Source organism: Paenibacillus sp. FSL H7-0942, from assembly GCF_045040715.1.
Taxonomy (GTDB): Bacteria; Bacillota; Bacilli; order Paenibacillales; family Paenibacillaceae; genus Paenibacillus; species Paenibacillus amylolyticus.
In genome coordinates, this window is record NZ_CP150279.1 from 489,035 (window position 1) to 510,793 (window position 21,759).

The 21,759-nt window shown below is 47.4% G+C and carries 25 protein-coding genes and 1 riboswitch; of the genes, 16 read left to right on the forward strand and 9 right to left on the reverse strand.

Annotated features, from left to right (window positions below):
* Positions 1–40: 40 nt before the first annotated feature.
* The gene (locus tag MHI48_RS02305; protein WP_076329734.1) at positions 41–226 is read right to left on the reverse strand and encodes a hypothetical protein; all 186 of its coding nucleotides are present in this window, start codon (positions 224–226) and stop codon (positions 41–43) included.
* 135 nt (positions 227–361) lie between these two features.
* On the opposite strand from MHI48_RS02305, the gene MHI48_RS02310 reads away from it, so the two are divergent.
* From MHI48_RS02310 to nfsA, 9 genes are all read left to right on the forward strand, one after another.
* A complete protein-coding gene (locus MHI48_RS02310) occupies positions 362–649 on the forward strand; it encodes a hypothetical protein (RefSeq protein WP_076329735.1) in 288 nt (95 codons plus the stop codon).
* A gap of 69 nt (positions 650–718) precedes the next feature.
* Positions 719–904: a hypothetical protein gene (locus tag MHI48_RS02315; protein ID WP_017691007.1), complete on the forward strand. Its 186-nt coding sequence runs from the start codon at positions 719–721 to the stop codon at positions 902–904.
* 123 nt (positions 905–1,027) lie between these two features.
* Entirely contained in the window at positions 1,028–1,516 is a 489-nt protein-coding gene (locus tag MHI48_RS02320; protein WP_076329736.1) for a GNAT family N-acetyltransferase, read from the forward strand.
* Between the two features lie 123 nt (positions 1,517–1,639).
* Complete coding sequence (locus MHI48_RS02325; RefSeq protein ID WP_235200851.1) at positions 1,640–2,038, forward strand: metal-sensitive transcriptional regulator; 399 nt, start codon at positions 1,640–1,642, stop codon at positions 2,036–2,038.
* A gap of 59 nt (positions 2,039–2,097) precedes the next feature.
* Positions 2,098–2,298, forward strand: a complete 201-nt coding sequence (locus MHI48_RS02330) for a copper ion binding protein (protein ID WP_076329737.1) — start codon at positions 2,098–2,100, stop codon at positions 2,296–2,298.
* Positions 2,299–2,514: 216 nt separating this feature from the next.
* Positions 2,515–5,001 carry a heavy metal translocating P-type ATPase gene (locus MHI48_RS02335; protein WP_405144569.1) on the forward strand — a complete coding sequence of 829 codons (2,487 nt, stop codon included), beginning with the start codon at positions 2,515–2,517 and terminating at the stop codon, positions 4,999–5,001.
* Between the two features lie 353 nt (positions 5,002–5,354).
* The gene (locus MHI48_RS02340; protein ID WP_036673157.1) at positions 5,355–6,515 is read left to right on the forward strand and encodes a YhgE/Pip domain-containing protein; all 1,161 of its coding nucleotides are present in this window, start codon (positions 5,355–5,357) and stop codon (positions 6,513–6,515) included.
* 159 nt (positions 6,516–6,674) lie between these two features.
* Positions 6,675–7,274 (forward strand): TetR family transcriptional regulator, encoded by a 600-nt coding sequence (locus MHI48_RS02345; RefSeq protein ID WP_076319536.1) that lies wholly within the window; start codon positions 6,675–6,677, stop codon positions 7,272–7,274.
* Complete coding sequence (nfsA, locus tag MHI48_RS02350; protein ID WP_076329738.1) at positions 7,267–8,010, forward strand: oxygen-insensitive NADPH nitroreductase; 744 nt, start codon at positions 7,267–7,269, stop codon at positions 8,008–8,010. The genes MHI48_RS02345 and nfsA overlap by 8 nt, the downstream gene beginning before the upstream one ends.
* Positions 8,011–8,126: 116 nt before the next feature.
* On the opposite strand, the gene MHI48_RS02355 is transcribed toward nfsA, so the two are convergent.
* The 7 genes from MHI48_RS02355 to MHI48_RS02385 all read right to left on the reverse strand — a co-directional run bounded on the left by MHI48_RS02355 (position 8,127) and on the right by MHI48_RS02385 (position 14,021).
* The gene (locus tag MHI48_RS02355) at positions 8,127–8,957 is read right to left on the reverse strand and encodes a TatD family hydrolase (RefSeq protein WP_076329739.1); all 831 of its coding nucleotides are present in this window, start codon (positions 8,955–8,957) and stop codon (positions 8,127–8,129) included.
* 81 nt (positions 8,958–9,038) lie between these two features.
* Complete coding sequence (locus tag MHI48_RS02360) at positions 9,039–9,947, reverse strand: ABC transporter ATP-binding protein (RefSeq protein WP_076329740.1); 909 nt, start codon at positions 9,945–9,947, stop codon at positions 9,039–9,041.
* Between the two features lie 37 nt (positions 9,948–9,984).
* Positions 9,985–10,743, reverse strand: coding sequence for an ABC transporter permease (locus tag MHI48_RS02365; protein WP_076319532.1), 759 nt, complete (start codon positions 10,741–10,743; stop codon positions 9,985–9,987).
* Positions 10,743–11,033, reverse strand: a complete 291-nt coding sequence (locus MHI48_RS02370) for a thiamine-binding protein (RefSeq protein WP_017690996.1) — start codon at positions 11,031–11,033, stop codon at positions 10,743–10,745. The genes MHI48_RS02365 and MHI48_RS02370 overlap by 1 nt, the downstream gene beginning before the upstream one ends.
* Before the next feature lie 224 nt (positions 11,034–11,257).
* A complete protein-coding gene (locus MHI48_RS02375; protein WP_076329741.1) occupies positions 11,258–12,298 on the reverse strand; it encodes an ABC transporter substrate-binding protein in 1,041 nt (346 codons plus the stop codon).
* A gap of 307 nt (positions 12,299–12,605) precedes the next feature.
* Positions 12,606–12,718: riboswitch (TPP riboswitch) on the reverse strand.
* 143 nt (positions 12,719–12,861) lie between these two features.
* A complete protein-coding gene (locus MHI48_RS02380; protein WP_405142871.1) occupies positions 12,862–13,617 on the reverse strand; it encodes an NAD-dependent epimerase/dehydratase family protein in 756 nt (251 codons plus the stop codon).
* Positions 13,618–13,634: 17 nt separating this feature from the next.
* Positions 13,635–14,021 carry a VOC family protein gene (locus MHI48_RS02385; RefSeq protein WP_076329743.1) on the reverse strand — a complete coding sequence of 129 codons (387 nt, stop codon included), beginning with the start codon at positions 14,019–14,021 and terminating at the stop codon, positions 13,635–13,637.
* A 174-nt stretch (positions 14,022–14,195) separates the two neighbouring features.
* On the opposite strand from MHI48_RS02385, the gene MHI48_RS02390 reads away from it, so the two are divergent.
* Positions 14,196–14,705: a hypothetical protein gene (locus MHI48_RS02390; protein WP_342744304.1), complete on the forward strand. Its 510-nt coding sequence runs from the start codon at positions 14,196–14,198 to the stop codon at positions 14,703–14,705.
* A gap of 421 nt (positions 14,706–15,126) precedes the next feature.
* Here the strand turns inward: MHI48_RS02390 and MHI48_RS02395 are convergent, their stop codons facing one another.
* A complete protein-coding gene (locus MHI48_RS02395; RefSeq protein WP_036616734.1) occupies positions 15,127–16,362 on the reverse strand; it encodes a sugar MFS transporter in 1,236 nt (411 codons plus the stop codon).
* Positions 16,363–16,749: 387 nt separating this feature from the next.
* On the opposite strand from MHI48_RS02395, the gene serS reads away from it, so the two are divergent.
* From serS to MHI48_RS02425, 6 genes are all read left to right on the forward strand, one after another.
* Positions 16,750–18,048, forward strand: coding sequence for a serine--tRNA ligase (serS, locus tag MHI48_RS02400; RefSeq protein WP_036673175.1), 1,299 nt, complete (start codon positions 16,750–16,752; stop codon positions 18,046–18,048).
* A 273-nt stretch (positions 18,049–18,321) separates the two neighbouring features.
* A complete protein-coding gene (locus tag MHI48_RS02405; RefSeq protein ID WP_036616739.1) occupies positions 18,322–19,428 on the forward strand; it encodes an Ig-like domain-containing protein in 1,107 nt (368 codons plus the stop codon).
* A 386-nt stretch (positions 19,429–19,814) separates the two neighbouring features.
* Positions 19,815–20,366, forward strand: a complete 552-nt coding sequence (locus MHI48_RS02410; RefSeq protein WP_036616743.1) for a GrpB family protein — start codon at positions 19,815–19,817, stop codon at positions 20,364–20,366.
* Positions 20,367–20,370: 4 nt separating this feature from the next.
* Positions 20,371–20,778 (forward strand): DUF2809 domain-containing protein, encoded by a 408-nt coding sequence (locus MHI48_RS02415; protein WP_211085635.1) that lies wholly within the window; start codon positions 20,371–20,373, stop codon positions 20,776–20,778.
* A 28-nt stretch (positions 20,779–20,806) separates the two neighbouring features.
* The gene (locus tag MHI48_RS02420; protein ID WP_340027788.1) at positions 20,807–21,364 is read left to right on the forward strand and encodes a GNAT family N-acetyltransferase; all 558 of its coding nucleotides are present in this window, start codon (positions 20,807–20,809) and stop codon (positions 21,362–21,364) included.
* Between the two features lie 51 nt (positions 21,365–21,415).
* Entirely contained in the window at positions 21,416–21,745 is a 330-nt protein-coding gene (locus MHI48_RS02425; RefSeq protein WP_036616752.1) for a DUF952 domain-containing protein, read from the forward strand.
* The last annotated feature ends 14 nt before the right edge of the window (positions 21,746–21,759 follow it).

Genomic DNA, 21,759 nt, shown 5'->3' on the forward strand with positions numbered 1-21,759 from the left:
ATGACGTATGGATGATGCGCATGTACTAAGGGCGCAAAATCTATACGTCATTATGTGTATCTGGGGAAATAACACCTTGTTCTTTCTCAAATTCTTCAATATGTTGTTCAATAAGATACTCAATCTGCATTGCGATAGATCGTTTGTTTTTGTCCGCAATCACTTTAATTTTCTCAAAATTCTTTTCTCTCAGCCTAAGTGTAAAGACTCTTTTATCTGTAGCCATGAAATAAAATCTCCTCAAAAAGTAATGTTCATATTGTATCATTACAAAATAATTCAATATACAATCATATTGACATCTAAGTGATGTCACTCTATTATTTATATTCATAGTGACTTCACTTTTTTGGAGGGGAACATGGAGGACTTCGAAGAAATATTTAACCAGTTCAAAGCTCTTCGTATGGAGAGTATTGGAAATCTTGTGATTTATAATTCAAAAGAATATAAAAGATTGAGTCAAGAAAGTGATCGTTTGTTTATGGAGCTATGTGAATATGTTAAGCCAGAGGGGATGGCTTTATTTTTGGACTATTGTAATGTAATAACCCTTCTTCAGGGTACAGCAGAGTCAGTAATGTACGAGCAAGGGTTTAGAGATGGATTTAGCTTAACTTGGGGACGGCCTGTCCCTAGCGGAGAATGATAATGCAGAAAGTGGGCACGTTATATAAAGGAACATCAACATGAATACGAAAAAAGGGAGGACTCTATGATGACACAGAACAATCAACCTCAAGACGAGGCGGAAATTCGCAACAAGTTGGATGAAGACGGGGATTCCTTGATGGAGAAAAAGAAGATTTTGAGCGGAGTAGACATTGAGCCGCAGGCGGACGAATGGGCAGCGAAGCCATCACCTGTTGCTTTTAATGAAGGAAATGCTTCTTCGAAAAAATAAACAACATGAGCATCATGTGGGCTTGATGGAATGAAGATAAATTTAGCGAAGCAGGTACCCTTATGGTATCTGCTTTTTGGTTGTATAATAATGTAAAATTCAGTAGACGAAAGAGTGATTGGGATGAGTACAGGTACGATTAACATCCGAAAGGCAGAAATGAGGGACTACTCTGGCGTGTCATTGTTGATGGATGAGCTGCACCAGATGCATGTCGAGGCGCGGCCGGATCTATACAGAGCGTTAGAGACCAGAATGGAGAAAAAGGAGTTCATCGAACTGCTGGAAACGGACAAGCGTTACCTATATGTTGCCGAGTCTTCGGAAACGGGTTTGATTCTGGGTTACGGGAGTGTGCAGTTAAGTGTAATTCAGGATAACCCATTGATGGTGGATCGCAAGATGTTGTACATCCATGAACTTGTAGTGGATAACAAGCATCGGGGCCAAGGAACAGGCAAACAGTTACTAGAAGCATTCATCGAGCTAGGGAGAGAGCTTCAGGCAGATAGCGTGGAATTGTCCGTTTCAACGTTTAACTCTGGAGCACAGACTTTCTATGAACAGATGGGTCTGGTCGTCCGCAGCAGCAGGATGGAGTATACCTTGTAAGATGCATCGCTCTATTTAATTAGGAAGGATTCATCCATTTTTATCAAAATATCAGAATACTCTTGAATACCCCCGTGGGGTATGTTACTCTTAGAAAAGAACGAAAGAAAAGGGGTGTTCATGATGGATCATCAGAGCCATCCCGAGGAACCTTTGCAATCCTCCAAGTCAGATTCAACGGAAGCTTTGGCTACAGTTCAAGAAGCGGTATCCTGTCATACCGAGGGCAGTGATGGGAAGCATGTGCGCAAGAGTCACCATTCACAGGAGATGAAGAGTAACCTGGTTTCTCGTTTGAACCGTGTGGAAGGTCAGATTCGCGGGATCAAGGGATTGATCGAGAAGGATACGTACTGTGATGATGTGCTGACGCAGATTGCGGCGGCTCAGTCTGCTCTTAATTCAGTAGGCAAACTTTTACTTGAAGGTCATATGAAGAGCTGTATCGTTGAGCGTATTCAGGCTGGTGAACATGAGGTTGTGGATGAACTGCTGGTTACGATGCGGAAGTTAATGAAGTAAGTTATATCAATTCACCTATTTAATTTATCATTTTAATATACCCCAAGGAGGAATTTAGAATGTCTAATGTTACATTGAACGTTACTGGAATGTCTTGCAATCACTGTTTGAAGTCGGTTGAAGAGGCTGTGAAGAATACCGGTGCGAGTGGTAAGGTTGATCTGGCAGCGGGAACAGTAGCGGTGGAATATGATGAGCAGACGGTGAACGTGGATCAGATCAAAGCTGCCATTGAAGATCAGGGATACGATGTAGTCTAACGGGATCACAGGCTTAAACCGAACATGCTCATGGGCGAAAAAGAGGTCAGAGTACCTTTTCCCAAGAGTCAGGTTTAAGCCTAATTTTCTGTCTGATATATACCCCTTAGGGGTATAGTGAATGCAACATACAAAAATTGAATCGACATGAAAGGAGCTGACATGATGGATAACTCAACGAATAAACCAATGGATAGATCATCCGAACCAACCCCAATGCCACCTATGGCAGACGCACCAGGACTAAAGATAACACTGCACATCACGGGGATGACCTGTGCTGCATGTTCGACACGAGTGGAGAAGGGATTGTCCCGCATGGAAGGCGTGCAGCAGGCCAATGTGAATCTTGCCATTGAACAGGCGACCGTATCTTATGATCCGAAGACAACCAACGTGAATGCGTTGCGAGATAAGGTGGAAGCATTGGGCTACGGTACGGTGTCAGAATCGGTTGATCTGAACATCACAGGTATGACGTGTGCTGCTTGTTCTGCCCGGATTGAAAAAGGTCTTTCCCGACTACCGGGGGTATCTCAGGCGAATGTGAATCTGGCGCTGGAAACAGGGCATATCGAATATGCCGCTGGTGCATTGAAACCTTCGGATATTACCGCCAAGATCAAGCAGATGGGCTACGGTGCTGAACTGCAATTGACACAAGAAGAGACTACATCGGTTCGTGAACGTGAGCTGCAACGCAAAAAGTGGAAATGGATGATATCTGCGTTGTTATCGATTCCTTTGCTGTGGGCAATGGTCGGGCATTTCTCGTTCACATCCGGAATCTATGTCCCAGAGCTGTTCATGAACCCTTGGTTCCAGCTACTGCTGGCAACGCCGGTACAGTTCGTGATTGGATGGCAATTCTATGTGGGGGCGTACAAAGCCCTACGTAACCGCAGTGCCAATATGGACGTTCTCGTCGCATTGGGTACCAGTGCAGCGTTTTTTTACAGTCTCTATCTGACGTTATCCAGTGGGTACTTACCTTCTACAACCATGGATCATGGGGCAATGGGAACGAACACAGCCGCCATGCCTTCGGTAGAACTCTATTATGAGACAAGTGCAATTCTGATTACGTTAATTTTGCTTGGAAAATGGTTCGAAGCTGTGGCGAAAGGTCGCTCTTCACAGGCGATTAAAAGCCTGATTGAACTGGCTCCACGTGAAGCCCGTGTCATCCGGGATGGACAGGAAGTGATGGTTCCTGCCGCATATGTCGCGGTGGGTGACTTGGTTCTGGTGAAGCCGGGTGATAGCATCCCGGTGGATGGTATTGTTGAAGAAGGGCAATCCTCAGTAGATGAATCCATGCTTAGTGGAGAGAGCCTTCCCGTGGATAAAAAGCCAGGAGATCCCGTTACAGGTGCTACGCTGAACAAAAACGGGGTATTACGACTGCGTGCGACCCGAGTGGGATCGGATACGGCTTTGTCCCAGATTATTAAAGTAGTTGAGCAAGCTCAGGGCTCCAAAGCACCGATCCAGCGGATCGCAGATGTCATTTCAGGCATTTTTGTTCCGATTGTTGTCGGCATAGCTGCGCTGACATTCCTGATCTGGTATCTGTTTGCAAGTCCGGGTGACTTCGCCGGTTCCCTTGAAAAAGCGATTGCCGTGCTCGTCATTGCTTGTCCATGTGCACTAGGGCTGGCAACGCCGACTTCTGTCATGGCTGGATCAGGACGTGCGGCTGAATATGGCATTCTGTTCAAGGGCGGCGAACATCTGGAGTCGGCACAACAAATTCAGACCGTGGTGCTCGACAAAACAGGTACAGTAACCCAAGGTAAACCGGTCCTTACCGATGTTGTCACGGCTCCGAATTGGACGGAATCTGATCTGCTTGAGCGAGTGGGAGCGGCCGAACAGAGTTCCGAGCATCCGCTGGCAGAGGCGATTGTTGCAGGTATTCGTGCCAAGGGTCTGGAGCTAACCCCAACAGAGAAGTTCGAGAACATACCGGGATACGGCGTGCGAGCTTCAGCAAAAGGGCAGGAGATCCTGGTCGGCACGCGTCGTTTGCTTGCAGATGCACAGGTGAATGTCTCTGAGGAAACCGTTCAGCAGATGAACCGTCTGGAGGAACAAGGGCGTACAGCGATGCTGGTAGCGGTAGATGGTCAGTGGGCAGGGATCGTGGCTGTGGCTGACACCATCAAGGATACCTCTCGTGAAGCCATCGGTCGTCTTCAGGCGATGGGGATCGATGTCATCATGATTACGGGAGACAATGAGCGAACAGCTCGCGCTGTAGCTGAACAGGCAGGGATCGGTAAAGTACTGGCTGAGGTTCTGCCGGAGGGTAAAGCTGCGGAAGTGAAGAAACTTCAGGAGAGTGGCCTGAAAGTCGCGATGGTAGGTGACGGCATTAATGATGCTCCGGCACTCGCTACAGCGGATATTGGGATGGCGATCGGAACAGGAACGGATGTAGCGATGGAAGCGGCGGATATTACGTTGATGCGTGGTGATCTGAACAGTATTGCAGATGCCATTGAGATGAGCCGGCGCACGATGGGGAACATCAAACAAAACTTGTTCTGGGCACTCGGATACAACGTGATTGGTATTCCCATTGCGGCAGTTGGCTTCTTGGCTCCATGGCTGGCAGGGGCGGCAATGGCGTTCAGCTCCGTGTCGGTTGTCCTGAATTCCCTACGTCTGCAACGCATGAAGCTGAAGAGAAATGACTGACCGACCTTTGTTTGGAGATATAATCAACGCGTCATTGTCAATGAAGTGAGGATGAATAAATACGCGGTTCGCTGCGGCGGACCGCGTTTTTTGTTGAGAAAAATACAGTTGAGTCGCTAGAAAGTAAGCCTGAATCGTTGGTATTAGATGTTCTTTTCTACGGAGAAAGGAAAGCATAATGCACTTTTGTGAAAATGGATCAATTGTATTCATGAATAAAGCTTGCGTTTTCTGAATTTTTCAAAAAATGAGTTGACAATATGGGCATATTCACATAAAATTTAAACGATCGTTTGATTCAAACAACTGTTTAAATCAAATTAGAACTATTTGAGTAATGGAGGACACCTTTTATGTTACAGGCTTTACGTACATTGTTTAAAAAACCGCCAGTGATTGTAGGGATCGTAACAGCACTTATGTTCCAAGTGATCTTTAGCGTGATCTGGATGACCGCATATTCTGGAGTAAATGACCGTGCGAAAGAATTGACGGTTGCGATTGTGAACGAGGACGGAGAAATGTCCAAAGGAATCGCGGATTCGCTCGCAGGAACACTGCCTTTCCACACCGTATCCAATCTAAGTGCGGCTGAAGCGTTGGATCAGCTGAATCATCACCAAGTACACATGGTGCTGGATATCCCGGCTGGGTTTAACGAATTGCTTCAGACGGCTGGCTCAACCGCCGAGATTAAATACACCATTAATGAAGCGAACCCGGTTACGATCAAAAGCATGATGCAAGGTGTATCACAAAGTGTGACAAACACGATTAACAAACAAGCTACAGCACAAGGAGTACAGACGGTGTTAACCGCTTCAGGTGCGCCTGCCGATCAGGCTGCTGAAGCCGCTACAAACCTGACTACCCGAGTGGAAGGAACAACAACGTCCATCAACCCGGTTAACGGGATGAATAATCAGATGGTGCCGATGATGATGGTACTGGCTTCCTATGTAGGTGCCATGATCATGGGGATGAACCTCCAGACAGCCATGGGTATGCTGTCATCCACTTATTCCCGATTGACTTTGTTTGGCGCGAGAGTAGTCATTAATGTGGGTTCCGCATTGGTTGTTTCCTTGCTGGGATCATCACTGATCGTGGCACTGGGAGGACAGATTGCACAAGGATTTGTTGCATTCTGGTTGTTCCAGGCGCTCTTCCTGTGCACGTTCATGTTCTTCTCCCAGTTCTTCCTGATCTGCTTCGGACCAGCGGGAAGTCTGTTCAACATCATCTCACTGTCCTTGCAACTGGTATCCTCCGGTGCTATGGTACCGCGTGAATTGCTGAACAGCTTCTATAGCGGCATTGGGCAGTACCTGCCTGCAACATACGCCGTTCAGGGTATTCTGAGCGTGCAGTTGGGAGGCCCAGGAGTTCAGTCTGCTGCGGGCTCTATCGTGATTGTACTGTTGGTTGCCGTTGCGTTGTCACTGGTCGTGACGTTGTTGAAAAAACAACGCATGCCAGCTATGGCTCCAAGCCCTGCTCAAGCAAACAACTAATACAGCAGATGTATACCATTGCATCCTAGGATAGGACAAGCAAGCACCCCGATGATTTTCATCGGGGTGCTTGGTGTAATATAATAGACAGATGATTCGCTGGCTGCAGTCCTTGAGCTGGAGCGAATGAGATGAACGGACAAGAGGGAGCGGGACGGAATGACTGAACCGGAGTTGGATATCAAAACGAGGATATTGCTTGCAGCCAAGAAGCTTTTTGCACAGCAGGGGTATGACGGGACGAGTGTTCGTCAAATATGTGATGAGGCAGGTGCCAATGTGTCGCTGGTGTCTTATCATTTTGGCGGCAAGGAAAAGGTGTTCGAAGCGTTATTTGAGCATTTCTTCCCTGGGCATATGATGAACGCGCTGGCTGAAGAGTCCATGTCCTCGCCTGTGGAAGGTATCCGACGAATTATTGGTGAAGTTGTGAAGTTCACGATGACGGATCGGGAGATGAGCGATATTGTGCAGCTTGAAATTACACTGCGGACACATCGTACAGCTACCGTATTTCGTTTTCTAGACCCTGTATGGACCCGAGTGAGGGACCTGCTGCAAGAAGGAAAAGACCAGGGATTGTTCCAGGTCGAGTCCGTATCTTATGCGATGCTTCAGGTTATGGGTGTGGCTTTGGCGCACAAACGGGCCAAGAATTCACGATTTGGCTTTGATTATCAGGATATGAATACAGACGAGCTTGCTGAGCAGACAATTGAGTTCGTACTACGAGGATTGGGAGTGAACAGCCATGAATGAAACCATTGAATTGATGATGAAACACCGCTCTGTACGCAAATTCAAGCCAGACCCGGTAAGTGATGAGCAGCTTGCAGCCATTGTATCTGCAGGGCAGATGGCTTCCTCTTCAAGTAGTGTGCAAGCCTATACCGTAATTGCTGTGACTGACTTAGCGCAAAAAGCCAAGCTGGCTGAATTGGCAGGCAACCAGGCCTATGTCAATGAATGTCCGGTGTTTCTCGTATGGTGTGCTGATCTGTATCGGCTGAGTGATACTGCGAAACGTCATCTTCCTGAAAAGGAATCGTATGCCGATTCAACCGAGAATTTCATGGTAGCCACGATTGATGCTGCACTTGCTTCCCAGAACGCCGCTCTTGCAGCGGAGTCACTAGGGTTCGGAATTGTATATATAGGCGGGCTTCGTACCCGGATTGAGGAAGTAGCCGAGTTATTGGGATTACCGGAAGGGGTATTTCCGGTGTATGGCATGTGTATTGGTGTTGCAGATCAGGAAACGGGAATTCGCCCGCGTCTGCCACTGGATGCAGTTCTGCATCGTAATCGTTATAATGCCGAGCAGAGCATCAAAGGTGTTGAGCAGTATGATGAGACAACGACGGCGTACATGAAAGCACGAACTAACGGTGAACGAACGACTCCATGGTCCGAACTGATGGCGAAGCGCCTGACTGAGCCGACAAGGTTGCAAGTGAGACCGTTCCTGGAAGGCAAAGGCTTCTTGAAGCGATAAATTATATATGTAAATTAGAAGTCAGTCGGAGCGAAACCGACTGACTTCTTTGTGCTTTGTTGTAAAGTGCTGTGTTGGCAGGACAAGCGATAGTACTTGCTGTTACCTGATTGTACTCAAGTTAAGCCATAGAAACGCTTTGTGTTCTGATAAAAGAGCCGGGCGGCCCGCTCGGTTCCCATGCCAGTGATCTCACTCCATGCCTGGATGACCTGTCTGGTCATGGCCGGGTGTGTCATTCGTCCCTGAAATGGTCCTTCGAAGGGCCACGGTCCGTCGGTCTCGGCCATCACTTGTTCCGATGGATATTGCCGGGCGAGTTCACGAATCTCTTCTTCATACCGAATATCCGGTGTGAAGGAGATGAAATAACCGTTGTTCGCCATGCGTCTTATGGTTTCGCGAGATCCTTTGAACCAGTGGAAATGGGCACGTCGGAACTGATATTGCTCCAGTAGATCACAGACGATATCCGCATCTTCGTAAACCGCATGAAGGACAAGTGGTTTGTTATGCTTTTTGGCAAGTTGGATGAAACGTTCAAGTAGTTCAATGTACCCGCTCCGATCGAAGCGTTGCCCTGCCTGCTCCGCTTCCTGACGATTGTAATAGGGAAGACCGACCTCTCCGATGGCAGTAGCTTGTCCCATATGCTTCTCGATCCATTGGAAGAACAGGTCCATTTCTGCAATGGACGGCAGTTCCTGTTCCGGATGGAAACCGAAGGCCGGATAGATATTACGTGGATGTTGTTTGGCAAGCTCCAGATTGGCCTGGGCAGAAGCGAGATTCATGGACACGGCAATGACCGCCTCGACTTGCTGAGACGGGAAAGATAGCAGCATCTCGCGTTGTTCGTCAGGCGTATACTGATCGAAGTGAATATGAGCATCAATTAATGGTGCAAAAGCTTGAGAATGCACGAGGGAATTCCTCCTTGTGTTCATTTATATTCTAACTATGTTACGCAGAATTCCTTGTGGTGGATCACCCATTAAAGGAAAATAATAACTTAAAAACCCGCGCTATTATGATAGGCGGGCTTTCTGCTGTTCTTCTCGCATCCACTGTGCAATCTGCCGTTTACGCTCAAGGAAAGCGGATTCCTCCGTAATTTCTTCTCGTCTTGGGCGGTCAAAAGGAACATGTATTTCGTGCAACACCGTTGCAGGTCGGTTGGATAATACATAGACCCGATCTGCAAGTAGCAATGCTTCTTCGATATTGTGGGTGATGAACAGCACCGAGCGGCGGTTCTGTTCCCAGATATCGAGCAGCCAGCGCTGCATGTCGCTACGTGTCAGTGCATCCAGCGCGCTGAAAGGTTCGTCCAGCAGCATGAGTTCCTGCGGACTGAGCAGGGCGCGCAGAAATGCAGCACGCTGCTGCATTCCGCCCGACAGCATATGAGGATACGCCTGCTCGAATCCGGCAAGACCCACGCTGCTTAACCACTTACGAGCTTCCGCAAGTGCTTCGGCCCGAGGGGGAGCACTTGAAGCTACTTCACCAGCAAGCAGTACATTGTCTTCAATGGTACGCCAAGGGAAAAGAGCGGGTTGTTGCGGCATATAACTAATCTTGCCACGCTGTCCCGTTACATTCTGACCGTTCATAAGCACTTGGCCTTCCTGTGGCTTCAGCAGACCACCGATGATATGGAACAGGGTGCTTTTGCCACAGCCAGAAGGTCCAACGATAGCAACAAACTCGCCTTGCTCCACAGTCAGGGACAGGCCGTTCAGAACCGGTAGCTTGCTACGCCGTTCACGGAATGATGCATGAACATTAACAACGTCCAGTGCAGGTGGAACCGGAGCAGGAGTCGTGTTGGCAGGTCGATCAGACGTAGCCGAGTTAAACTTTTCACCGTGCGTTGGCTCCATTACACTTGCTCCTCGTCCAGGCTGGACTTGTTCATCCTGTTGCCGATTCATATGGTCATCACTTCCTAATATACAGATTACTTCTTTACTACCGCCTTTGTGGCCGCCAGCGCACGAGCAGCTTCTCCAGCAGGGCAATGAACAGGAAGAGCAGCAAGCTGAGCGCGACAATAATCATGATCGCCACGAATAGGCGGTCCGTACGATAAGCCGACTTTTGCAACATCATATAATAACCAATACCCTTGTCTGCACCAATCCATTCGGCGATGATGGCGCCCATCACGCTATAGGTAGCGGCGATTTTGACACCGGAGAACACGGATGGCAGCGCATGGGGAAGCTCCAGCTTCCAGAAGATCTGATGACGCTTTGCACCAGCCATGCGCATATAGTTCATCATCGCCGCGTCAGTACGGGTCAAGCCGTCCATGGCCGCCACTGCAACGGGGAAGAAGCAGACCAGAATGATTGTAATCAGCTTGGGCAGTAGCCCGAATCCGAACCAGATTAACAGGAGCGGCGCGAGCGCGATGGTCGGAATATTTTGACTAAGAATAAGTAAAGGATACAGGGCTGACTTGAGAAAAGGGACTAAATGCAGCACCATCGCAATCAGTAATCCAACCGCTGTTCCAGCGGCGAATCCAATCAGCGTTAACTGAATGGTTGCGGAAGCATGCATGCCAAGTCGTTCGGCCTGGGTTGCGGCTTCGCGGGCGATGTCGGACGGTGCAGGCAGCATCCATTTCTCAATATGGAAGAGGGAGACGGCTCCCTGCCATATCGCTATAAAGAGAATAACCGCCACAATGGGCGGCCATACACTTTTGAAATAGGCAGGCATTAGCGATACTTCTCCGTCAGGGTATCCATGCTGAAGCCAGTAGGGCTATGGGCGATTTTGATCTGGGAGATGATGCTTGGGCTGCCAGCCTCCACAAGTACCTCGTGCATTTTACGTACAACTTCCAGCAGTTCCTCCAGTTCCCCCTCCATTGTGGTGTCGAGCGCGTTCACCTGATATTTCAGGCCGGATTGCTGAATAACTTCAATGGCGCGATCAACGTAAGGATAAGAGTTCTCGCCATTTGGCGTTTTCGGAATAACCTGAATGCTAAGTAATGTGCTTGCCATGAGAGATCACGGCTCCTTTCGTGATAAATAAAATGAACTAATGACTGTTACACTTGCCACTTCGATGACAGAATAACCTTCCAATCGCTGTTATCCCCAGATTTTTTTGATTCCCTTTCTCTAAAGGGAAAATCCGGTGATAAAGGCGACCGCTTCGCTTTTTCACGTTATTTCTGTCCTCTCCGTCATCGTGTAAATATTAAGTTCGTTTTATATGAGAAATTTTATTGGGGTAAAAACTCGTTCGTATATGCCTTGCTCACATCGATCTGTTCATCAAGCAGTTTTTTGCTAAACATCCAGTCGGTGTAATTCCGCCACACTTCCTGTTTTTGCTCACCCCAGCGCGGGGCGTCATCTGTGTACTTTGGACTAAGCCATTTCTGGCTTGCCAGTACGAGGTCTTTATCCAAGTCCGGTACGGCCTTGATCAGAATGTTCGCTGCGTCTTCGGGATGATCAATTGCGTATTGATACCCTTCGGAGGTGGCTTTCAGGAATGCTTTCACCAACTCAGGGTCGTTTTGGATCGTCTGCTCGTTTGTTACGAGGACAGGCGTGTAGTAATCCAATGCATCTGAATAATCCTTCACATATAACATGTCGATGGGCTCACCACGCAGTTCGGCTTCAATACCTGTCCAAGCGTAGAAAATCCACGCGAAATCAATATCCCGTTTTACTGCGGTGAAAAAGTCGGCATCACCCATATTAATGTTTTTTACTTTCGATACATCGGCTCCGTCGCCTTCCATAATGGATTGCATCACGGCTTCTTCGACTGGGGAACCCCAACCGCCATAGGTTTTACCTTCAAAATCTTTCGGTGACTTGATATTCCGATCTGCCGGAGCAGCGAACCCGGATGTATTATGCTGAATAACTGCTGCAATGGAGACGAGTGGAACACCCTGTGTGCGGGCTTGAGTTACACTCTCCTGATAACTTACGCCAAAAGGCACTTCATTCGATGCAACCATCGTATCTGCGCCACCGGCACCTGGTTGTACAATCTCCACGTTCAAGCCTTCGGCCTTATAAAAACCTTGGTCTACAGCTGCATACAGGCCGGTATGATTCGTATTTGGTGTCCAGTCGAGCACCACTTTAATATCTTTCAGGGCGGTAGTGTCACCTTCGTTGCTGCTTTCCGTATTTGTGTTGCCGTTCTGCCCAGCTGGGGCAGCTTCTTTGCCACCACATGCGGCTACAGTCACCATAAGCACGCATAAGAGCAACAGTCCCATCGTTTTACGCCATTTCATCTGTGGTTCTCTCCTTCGGTATGTCCGGCCGATTGGCACGGGGTACTCCTTGGCTTCATATCCAATCATCTTGCATAAATCGACAGATTTATACCAGTTGAGATCCGGATGACGTTATTTTTGAACAAGTAAAACGTCCATCGATGTCATTCAAGGAAGCCAGACCGCGTTTAGCGGCAGTTTTTCTTGCAATATCAGGAAGGTGATGCTTCCAGTCTTATACTTTCTGATAGTAACAAAAAAAGCGCCCCGTATTCCGGGACGCGTGCAGGCGTTAGAGAGGTGGCGTTCAGCCATAGGGCTGTGCCATTTCGATATACTCCGATTCCTACGCTGGCATGATCCAGATCAGGTCTAAGGGTTAGTATCTTGGTGGGATACACTCTCAGCCGGCCAATTCCGACTCCCCTGGGAAACTATGAAGTTACGGGCATTACTAGGTGTAATTATAGGCCAGAGGGTAGGACCTGTCCAGTCATGAACTGGATAGGGACACGTATAAGTTATAAACAGGCCGTTATACATATGTATAACAGCCTGTTTGGATGTGTTATTTTCAATAATTATCGTGGGGAATCATATAAGGCAATCTGACTGAGTGCAAAAGCATCGGATTTTGGGTCATAACCTACCTGTTTCTGAGTGGTTTCCAGATTTAATCGTTTAAACCGATTATTCGAGATCCCATGCAGTATGGTGAAGGGTTCCAGATCGGTAGTTGTAATTGCTTTGAACATCAAATCACACAAGTCAGCCGGACTAATATACGCGCTCATATCCCTTGCCTCCAGCACGGGTCCGTCCGGTTGAAAATCATCATATGCACCTATACGTATTGCTACACTTTGTAAACCTTCGGTATACGCAAAATAGGAAGCGAGCGATTCTCCAAAACATTTGCTAACCCCGTACAAATTCCGTGGGCGTGTCGGCATGTCCGGATAGACCTGAGCATCAATGGGATACCCCTCGATCGTCTGTGCACTGCTTGCCAGAATGACTCTTCGTACACCTTGGTCCTTGGCTGCACGGAATACATTAAATGTGCCTTTGATATTGATGTCCAACAACGATTCATAAAATCCGGCATGCGGGGAAGGATCTCCCGCCAGATGTACAACCACATCCATGCCTTCGCAAGCATGCTGACAGGCTTCGGGGTCTGTCACATCCAGTGTCATGATCTCATGGCTTGTCCCTTGATCCGTATGCAGTCTGTCGATATTCAAATCCGTAAGTCGCAGGTGAAATGCTTCTGACAAGTGTTGGGACAAGTCACGTCCAATTTTTCCGGCTGCGCCGGTAATTAAAATGTTCATGAAATCAGCTCCAATTCTTAGCGCTGGAAGAACTCAATCCATTCCTTTTCAGGTCCATAGATGAAGAAATAGCGGTAACCGTTAGGCAATGTAATAATCTCTCCATCGATAAATTCGGCTTCGGTGGCTTGGATGCGTTTGTACTCAGAATCGAGGTCATCCACGTGGATGGCAAAATGGTGCACCGTACCTTCGGAAGGCAGCTTGTCGCTGTATCCTTGAATTAACTCAATCTCAGTCTCATTACTTCCATTGAAGCCAAGGAAGGCGAGCTGAATGATACCGTTGGTATGGGTCACCCGGTCTTTCAATTCAAGACCAACGATCTCCGTGTAGAAACGCAGCGTGGTCTCCAGATCACGAACGGCAATGCCGACGTGGTCAATGCGCTTTTGAAAACTCACAATCAAAAACCTCCTTATGTAGTGAATATTTCTACCATTTTAAGGGATATCATAGAGCTGTACTACATGGTTGTCAAATCCAATTTTAAATTGGAAAAATCATAATTGTTCACAGAATGTTCACTTATGCGGAGGGTTTCCTCATCTCTATAATTACGAAGGTAAACAGAGAGGATGAGAGAATTGCCAACAAGCAAGAAGGAACAAATTATTTTCGGATTAATGATGTGCATAGGAATGGTCTTGGTCATGATGTTCTTCAATCTTTGGCACAGTGGGTTACTGGGCAAGGTGTCCCCGCTTGAGATACTGCTTCAATTCATATTATGTTTTGTCATTGCGTTTCTGGTGGAGTCTTTCATTGTTGGTCCTGTGGCGAGAAAGATTGCATTCTCCTTGCCCTTTGACAAGTCCAACAAGATTTTGGGTGTGCTCGTCATGTCATTTTTCATGGTGATTGGCATGGTTCTGATCATGTCCTTGTATGGAATGATCTCGGCTTATCTCGCTGATCAATTAAGTGGGTCATCCGTACTCCGTACGTATCTCCATACCATTGCTCGTAACTTCAGCCTTGCGCTTCCATATCAGTTGATCGTTCTGGGACCACTCGTCCGATATGTATTCGGTAAATTCATCAAGGATAACGGGCCTGTATTGCCTGTCGTTAATAAAAGTGTGTGATTTGGTTGACCATAAGTATTTCCTGGGCAATCTTGTGCAAATGAATAGATATTATTCTCACCTTTAATGAAAGGTGATGAGAGAGGCAAAGATAGGGCACTGCCGCCATATTACAGCGCTAACGAATCGAGGACACCTTATTGGGCCAGTTTCTAAGGGAATGAAAACCTAACGAATCTCAGCGGTGTTATTATGCAAAAAACCTCCAACGAGACATTTAATTGAAGCTAATTATCTATAATAACGTCTCTAGGATTCGTTAGATTTCAAGCATGCGGAAATGGAGGGGGATAACCTGTGCTAGGTTCGTTAGCACAGAATAACGCTACAACAAAATGTCCACCGTCAGGTCATGGCGGTGGACATCTCAATCTCTATAATAGGTATTTCTAATCCTCAGGACTAGACCAACACAGAACTGTTAAGTCGCAGAATTCACTATATGTTTGTTCTGCCATTGATACGTGATTACGCTAATGACAAGCAGGCCAACTGCAAAGATCGCAAGCATCCATGCAGACTGATTAACCGCGAGATGATCAAGACTCCATCCCGTAGTCAAAGGCAGAATAGCACCACCAACCCCACCTGAGGCAATCAAAATGCTGGGTGTGGATTCTTCTGTTCCGGGCAGCAGTTTACTGGCGAAGACAAGGGCAATGGAGAATATCCCTGACATCGCAAGTCCAAGCAGTAAGATGATGAGAAATGCAGACCATATTTGGTTTGTAAATGGAAATACCATTAACAAGAGAACAGACGCAAGACAACTGTACAGGACATAGACGCGGTATTGGAATTTCTCTGCGATATAACCGGCGAAGAGCCGTCCCACGGACATGGCAATCCAGAAACAGGTGACACTAAGGGCTGCTCCGGCTTCCTTCATGTTCATTTTCTCAATCAGGATCGCCGGCATGAAGTTCGCAAGACTCATCTCTGTGCCAACATAGAGGAAGAAGAACAGGACGAATAATACCAGAAGAGTCCTGTTACGGCCACGATAGGTTGGACTGGATGTACTTGCAGATGCGGGATGCATCTCATCCGATGTCCCAGCACTGTGGGCATGTACTGAACCTTTATTTGAACTCTGTCGCTCTAGAAACTTATCGAGTTCACCGAATGATCCCTTCGCCCAGAATATAAAGGTCAGCGCTGCGCAGATGGCAACAACGAGAAATGACAGGCGCCAGTATCCAGCAGCAATCAGACCGCTGGCAATGAGCGGCATGACCATCGCTCCGATCCCGAATAACACTTCCAGTCGACTCATGGCAACGGCTGTATTGTTTTTGATTGCAGCGATGATAATGGTGCCAATAACAGCTTCAACCATTCCGAATCCAAAGCCGGCAGCGGGTGCAATGACGAACATCCAGCCCCATGGTGGCAACAGCATATAGGATAATTCTGCAATACAGAGTAGTGCTGTGGCGATTAACAGGCCTCCCCGTTTACCAAAGCGTCTGTTCAGCCAAGGGGATAACAATACACCACCGAGGAATCCGGCAAATTGAGCAAAGATCAGCGTTCCGCCTTGGCTATAATCTTTGCCGTAATGTTCAAGTGCAACCGGTAGAATGGAACCGAGCACAACGTGGGCAAGTCCAATCAGGAAATAAGACAGACATCCGATCCAAAGTAATTTTTTCATAAAGAACTCCTTCTACTTATATACATAAATTGAGGATCACAATAAAGCGCAATCTTGAAGACAAAGTCTATCATAACAGGACATGTTAAGTTGTGCCATGAATTCCTGATCGATACAGAAGGTTGCAATCTGGTCCGGCGTTCGTATATACTGAGACCAACAATTACAGATCGGACCATGCCGTTGAAGAGCATCCAACTCGGAGGCGTTTTCGCCAGGGGAGCGATATTTCCCCAAGTTAACCGGAACCGCCCGTTATCGCGGACCAAGAGGCTGGAAGCAGGATATCCTGATTCAGCAAGTTGGGTGGCACCGCGAGCAGAGCGCTCCTCGTCCCAAGGGATGAGGGCGCTCTTTGTATTTTTACAGCCAAAGGAGACGGTGACCATGTTAGAAATGAAGTGGATTCGTGCACATGCAGAAGAGGTTCAGGCCGCAGCAGACGGGAAAAAAATCAAGATCAACATTCGCACATTGTTAGAGCGGGATGAGGAACGCAGGGCACTTTTGCAGGAATCGGAAGAAGGTCGCAGGTTGCGCAATACGTTATCTGCTGATATTGGCAGACTCATGCAAGCCGGGAATCGGGAACAGGCCGAGGGTTTGCGGGCTCAGGTGAAACAGATCAATGAACAGTTGGAACAGGTGGAAGCGAGGCTCGCCCCTGTGCAGGAGGAAGTAACCAAGCTGCAATGGCTGGTACCCAATATCGTATCCCCGGATACCCCCAATGGCTCGTCGGACGCAGACAATGTAGAGCTGCGACGTGTGGGAGAGGTGCCAACGTTCGAGTATAACATCAAAGATCACGTGGAACTTGGGGAGTTGCATGATCTCATCGATATTCCCCGTGGAGTTAAGATTGGCGGTACGCGAAGCTATGTATTAAAAGGCGCTGGCCTGTTATTACATCGAGCAGTACAGCAACTTGCGCTTGATTTGCTTCTGAAGCACGGCTTCACACCGATGGAGGTTCCGCTGATGGTCAGGGAGGATGCACTGGTGAACACCGGATTCTTCCCAACCGGTCGAGATCAGGTCTATGAACTCGAAGGGGAGAACAAGTGGCTGGTGGGAACTTCTGAAGTGCCGCTGGTCTCGTATTATGCGGATGAGATTGTTGATGTTCAAGAGCCTGTGAAGCTGGCTGCGGTATCGACGTGTTTCCGCAGTGAAGTTGGCTCCGGCGGACGGGATGTACGCGGATTATACCGTGTGCACCAATTTGCCAAAGTTGAGCAGGTTATTCTCTGTGCTCCTGATGCGGAAGAATCGGAGCGCATGTTGCAAGAGATTACAGGACACGCCGAAGAATTGCTGCAATTACTGGAACTGCCGTATCGTGTTGTCGCTGTATGTACCGGAGATATGTCGCAGAAAACGTACAAACAGTATGACATCGAGACCTGGATGCCAAGCCGCGGTGCATATGGAGAAACGCATTCGTCGTCGAATCTGCATGATTTTCAGGCGCGCCGTTCGAATATTCGTTGCCTCGATGCCGAAGGCAAGTTGGTCTACTGTCACACCTTGAATAATACGGCGGTGGCATCGCCGCGTATCCTGATTCCTTTGCTTGAGAATCATCAGCAGGAGGATGGAAGCATTCACATTCCGGCAGCCCTGCGGCCCTATATGGGCGGGGCCGAGAGCTTGATTTTGCCAGAGCAGGACGAAGTGAAGTAGAGAGGTTAGGTAACGCTTTAGTAATTCAAAAAGGGGATGTTCCACACGTCATGTTGCATGTGACGATGGACATCCCTTTTTCAACTGAAATAGTATTTACATAAACCAATTTCCTACTATGTTGGGCTAGATTCAAAGGTTTTTATAACGATTACACGCTGATCTCATGAATTGTTCCAAGACTCTCACTTACGACATTCAACTTTATGCAATTCGTATCCGATATAATATAATAGAAGTAAAATATTGGATTATGGGAGTTGGAAATTAAAAATGAATAGAATCAAACTGGCGCTTCGAGGCACACTTGCTCTAATTATGGCATTAACAATACTGGTCCCTTCGTTGGCCTTGGCGGCTACTGGTGACGTGAAATCGATTGAAATAACCAATAGCAGCCCGCAGAAGATGAGTGTTTCCGAAACAGCTGCGCTTCAGGTGATGGCAACGGTAGAAGGTTTTGATAACAAGCAGGATGTTACCGAAGGCGTGACTTGGTCCACCAGTAATGCAGCAGTCGCGACGATGGTGAAAGGCAAAGTCAAGGCTGTGGCCGCAGGTGAAGCAACCATTTTTGCAGAAGTAGACGGGTCTAAAGCCCAGTTGGTTGTCCAAGTGCAGGAGAAGATCAAAAGCATCAAAGCTTCACCGAAATCCTACAGTTTTGTTAAAGGCAGTGAAAGCACCCTTCCGAAAGTAAGCATTACCCGTGCGAATGGAAAGGAAGAGGATGTGACGTCTGAGATTGTGTGGTCCGTATCCACTTCTTCGGCTGTGCTGGAAAACGGTAAAATCAAAGGCGTTACACCTGGCAGAGTATTGCTACAAGGCAAGTACGGAACAACGATTGTGAAAGTTCCCGTTGCTGTGACGGACGAGATTACCAAAGTTGAGGTCACTCCTGCCACAATGCAGCTGAACATCAAGAAGTCCAAGGCGTTGAAGGTCATCGGCACCTACGCGAATGGTAAAACCATTAACCTTTCAAAACAAATCGTATGGACCTCTTCCAATACAAATGTAGCTATCGTGAAAAATGGAACCGTTAAGACGCTGACCGAGGGACAAGCCACCTTGACAGGAACTTATCAAAATCAGACAATAAAGGCAGAGGTTACCGTTGTACCATTGCTCAAAAAGCTGATTACAGGCCAGAAAAAACTGGTTTTGTCCCCACAGGGAAGTACAACGCTGAGTGTGATGGCTCAGTATGATACGGGTAAAACCACTGTTGTGACGAACAGCGCGGTGTGGAGCAGCACAAAGCCGGGCGTAGCGACAGTGACAAATGGCAAGATCGTGGCTGTAGGCAAAGGTAAAACGTCCATCACGGCCAAGTGGGGCAACAAAAAAGTGACGATCCCCGTTACGGTAAAATAAATCTTCATATAATAAAGCATCTTGCATGATCCAAAAATTGGTTTCAGTACATGACATCGTTAAAATCATCAATATCATCAAGGTAACAGACAACCAAGGGGCGTAGACATACGCTCCTTTTTTGGATATATAGAAATATGTATCTGAAATGCCTTCTGCTTCAACAACTATATAAGGGGATTGGATGGGATGAATATGAAAGCTTCGATTATAAGCTCAGACTCTAACTCTAGTGATCTGGCTTACCTGAAATATCTTCTTTTATCCCTAAGTTCCATACTTACATTTCAACGGAGTACTACGATTAAGCGCATGAAGCAACGCACCTATGAAAAATACAGAGAAGGTTACCATTTAAAATGTCTTGGTGAAGAGGAGATACCTGAATGACAGATCCATTGCAACCGGAAAACTGGCCTGACTGGGCGACAGAGGCGGTAGAGATTGCTCCGGCCAACCCCAATTGGGATGCGCAGGCTCAGGAAGAAATCGGACAACTCAAACGTCTTCTACAGCAGTTTAATATCCATCAATTCGAACATATCGGAAGCACGTCCATTCCAGGGTTACCCGCCAAACCTATTATTGATCTGATGGCAGAGGTACAGTCATGGGACGACATGGATCTGATTGCGGATCAGCTGAATCCGTTGGGCTGGAACTACGTTCCGCCTGAACTGGATGGACGGGAGTACAGACGATTCTGGGTCAGGGTTAAGGATGGCAAGAGAGCTGTACACCTTCATCTAATGCGCCCGGGAGAAGAACGCTGGGATCGTCAAATTCGGTTTCGGGATGTGCTGAGAAAACGCCCAGATCTGGTGGAAGCGTACGCCGTCCTGAAAACGAAGCTTGCTGATGAGAACAAGGAAGATAGGGAATCGTATACCGCTGCCAAAACGCAATTTATTTTACAAGTGCTTGATGAAGGCGTGTGATTGATTGAAAAGCGTACTTATCAGAGACAGGCTGATCTATTTCTTCGCAGTCATGATGACCATGGCGGCAGGACTCGCATCCAGACACTTCGGTGAACGATTGCCGGGTTGGGTGCATGAACATTTCGGGGATGCATGTTGGGCGGGCATGATTTATTTCGGAGTACGCATGGTGTGGCCTCATCGCAGCTTGGTATGGGCGATGTGTTTGAGCTGTGTATTCAGCTGGATGATTGAGTTCTCGCAGTTGATCCAGACGCCTTGGCTGATTGAGATACGCTCTACCGTATTAGGTGCGCTTATACTGGGACATGGGTTTCTGGTAATTGATCTGATTCGATATACGGTCGGTATTCTGTGCATGGTTATGATAGATCGTTATTTCCTGAGAAATAAGATGGCTGGATCATGAACTCAAGTGAATCATGGAGGTGTGCTGAATGAATGTAGAAAAACTTTTTGCCGAATTGCCCGAATTCGAAACACAGCGGTTAAAGCTGAGGCGGCTTACGATGGATGATCTTGATGAATATTATGCGTTTGCCTCTGATCCGCGAGTGAGTCAGCAAAGCTTGTGGAACTACCATGAGACGGTGGAGGATTCAATTCAATATATTCAGCGGGTACTGGATAATTATGAACGGAAAACGGTACATATCTGGGCTTTTGTTTTGAAGGAAACAGGGACCCTGATCGGGAGGGGTGGCATTTTTCATCTTAACGAACCCATGCAGAGTGGTGAACTAGGGTACGCGATAGCCAGCAGTCAATGGGGTAAGGGGCTCGCAGCAGAAGCGATGCAACCCATCGTGGATTATTGCTTTCGGGAACTGGACTGCAATCGGTTGGAGGGGAAATGTAATGCAGGCAACATAGGCTCTGCACGCGTAATGGAGAAGCTGGGTATGTCGTACGAAGGTTTGTTACGCAAACAGTTGAAGATCAAAGGTGTATTTACGGATCAAAAATTGTACTCCCGTATCCGGGATGATCTATAATACTTCCAATGACTCATAGGGTACATCGCAGAAATTGAAGGAGGCAGAACCATGATCTATAGTATTATTTCCCGTTCGTTGTGGGAGCAAGTGTCAAAGGGGAGTGTGTATGCACCAGATAGCCTGGAAACGGACGGATTCATTCATTGTTCCACCAAGGAACAGATTCCATGGGTAGCCGGGCAATATTATGCAGGCCGCACGGATCTATTATTACTTAGTATTGATGAGAAGGCGTTAGAGCCAGAACTGGTATATGAGGATCTCTACGAATTAAATGAACTATATCCACATATCTATGGAGAGCTCAATCTGGATGCGGTTCGCAAAGTCATTCCATTTGAACCGAATGCAGACGGTACGTTTTCATTTCCTGAATAAATAACATGTGACGC

Coding starts and splice junctions, on each gene's coding strand:
- MHI48_RS02305 (WP_076329734.1), bottom strand. CDS start 226: ATGGCTACAGATAAAAGAGTCTTTACACTTAGGCTGAGAGAAAAGAAT.
- MHI48_RS02310 (WP_076329735.1), top strand. CDS start 362: ATGGAGGACTTCGAAGAAATATTTAACCAGTTCAAAGCTCTTCGTATG.
- MHI48_RS02315 (WP_017691007.1), top strand. CDS start 719: ATGACACAGAACAATCAACCTCAAGACGAGGCGGAAATTCGCAACAAG.
- MHI48_RS02320 (WP_076329736.1), top strand. CDS start 1,028: ATGAGTACAGGTACGATTAACATCCGAAAGGCAGAAATGAGGGACTAC.
- MHI48_RS02325 (WP_235200851.1), top strand. CDS start 1,640: ATGGATCATCAGAGCCATCCCGAGGAACCTTTGCAATCCTCCAAGTCA.
- MHI48_RS02330 (WP_076329737.1), top strand. CDS start 2,098: ATGTCTAATGTTACATTGAACGTTACTGGAATGTCTTGCAATCACTGT.
- MHI48_RS02335 (WP_405144569.1), top strand. CDS start 2,515: ATGCCACCTATGGCAGACGCACCAGGACTAAAGATAACACTGCACATC.
- MHI48_RS02340 (WP_036673157.1), top strand. CDS start 5,355: ATGTTACAGGCTTTACGTACATTGTTTAAAAAACCGCCAGTGATTGTA.
- MHI48_RS02345 (WP_076319536.1), top strand. CDS start 6,675: ATGACTGAACCGGAGTTGGATATCAAAACGAGGATATTGCTTGCAGCC.
- nfsA (WP_076329738.1), top strand. CDS start 7,267: ATGAATGAAACCATTGAATTGATGATGAAACACCGCTCTGTACGCAAA.
- MHI48_RS02355 (WP_076329739.1), bottom strand. CDS start 8,957: ATGAACACAAGGAGGAATTCCCTCGTGCATTCTCAAGCTTTTGCACCA.
- MHI48_RS02360 (WP_076329740.1), bottom strand. CDS start 9,947: ATGAATCGGCAACAGGATGAACAAGTCCAGCCTGGACGAGGAGCAAGT.
- MHI48_RS02365 (WP_076319532.1), bottom strand. CDS start 10,743: ATGCCTGCCTATTTCAAAAGTGTATGGCCGCCCATTGTGGCGGTTATT.
- MHI48_RS02370 (WP_017690996.1), bottom strand. CDS start 11,033: ATGGCAAGCACATTACTTAGCATTCAGGTTATTCCGAAAACGCCAAAT.
- MHI48_RS02375 (WP_076329741.1), bottom strand. CDS start 12,298: ATGAAATGGCGTAAAACGATGGGACTGTTGCTCTTATGCGTGCTTATG.
- MHI48_RS02380 (WP_405142871.1), bottom strand. CDS start 13,617: ATGAACATTTTAATTACCGGCGCAGCCGGAAAAATTGGACGTGACTTG.
- MHI48_RS02390 (WP_342744304.1), top strand. CDS start 14,196: ATGAGAGAATTGCCAACAAGCAAGAAGGAACAAATTATTTTCGGATTA.
- MHI48_RS02395 (WP_036616734.1), bottom strand. CDS start 16,362: ATGAAAAAATTACTTTGGATCGGATGTCTGTCTTATTTCCTGATTGGA.
- serS (WP_036673175.1), top strand. CDS start 16,750: ATGTTAGAAATGAAGTGGATTCGTGCACATGCAGAAGAGGTTCAGGCC.
- MHI48_RS02405 (WP_036616739.1), top strand. CDS start 18,322: ATGAATAGAATCAAACTGGCGCTTCGAGGCACACTTGCTCTAATTATG.
- MHI48_RS02410 (WP_036616743.1), top strand. CDS start 19,815: ATGACAGATCCATTGCAACCGGAAAACTGGCCTGACTGGGCGACAGAG.
- MHI48_RS02420 (WP_340027788.1), top strand. CDS start 20,807: ATGAATGTAGAAAAACTTTTTGCCGAATTGCCCGAATTCGAAACACAG.
- MHI48_RS02425 (WP_036616752.1), top strand. CDS start 21,416: ATGATCTATAGTATTATTTCCCGTTCGTTGTGGGAGCAAGTGTCAAAG.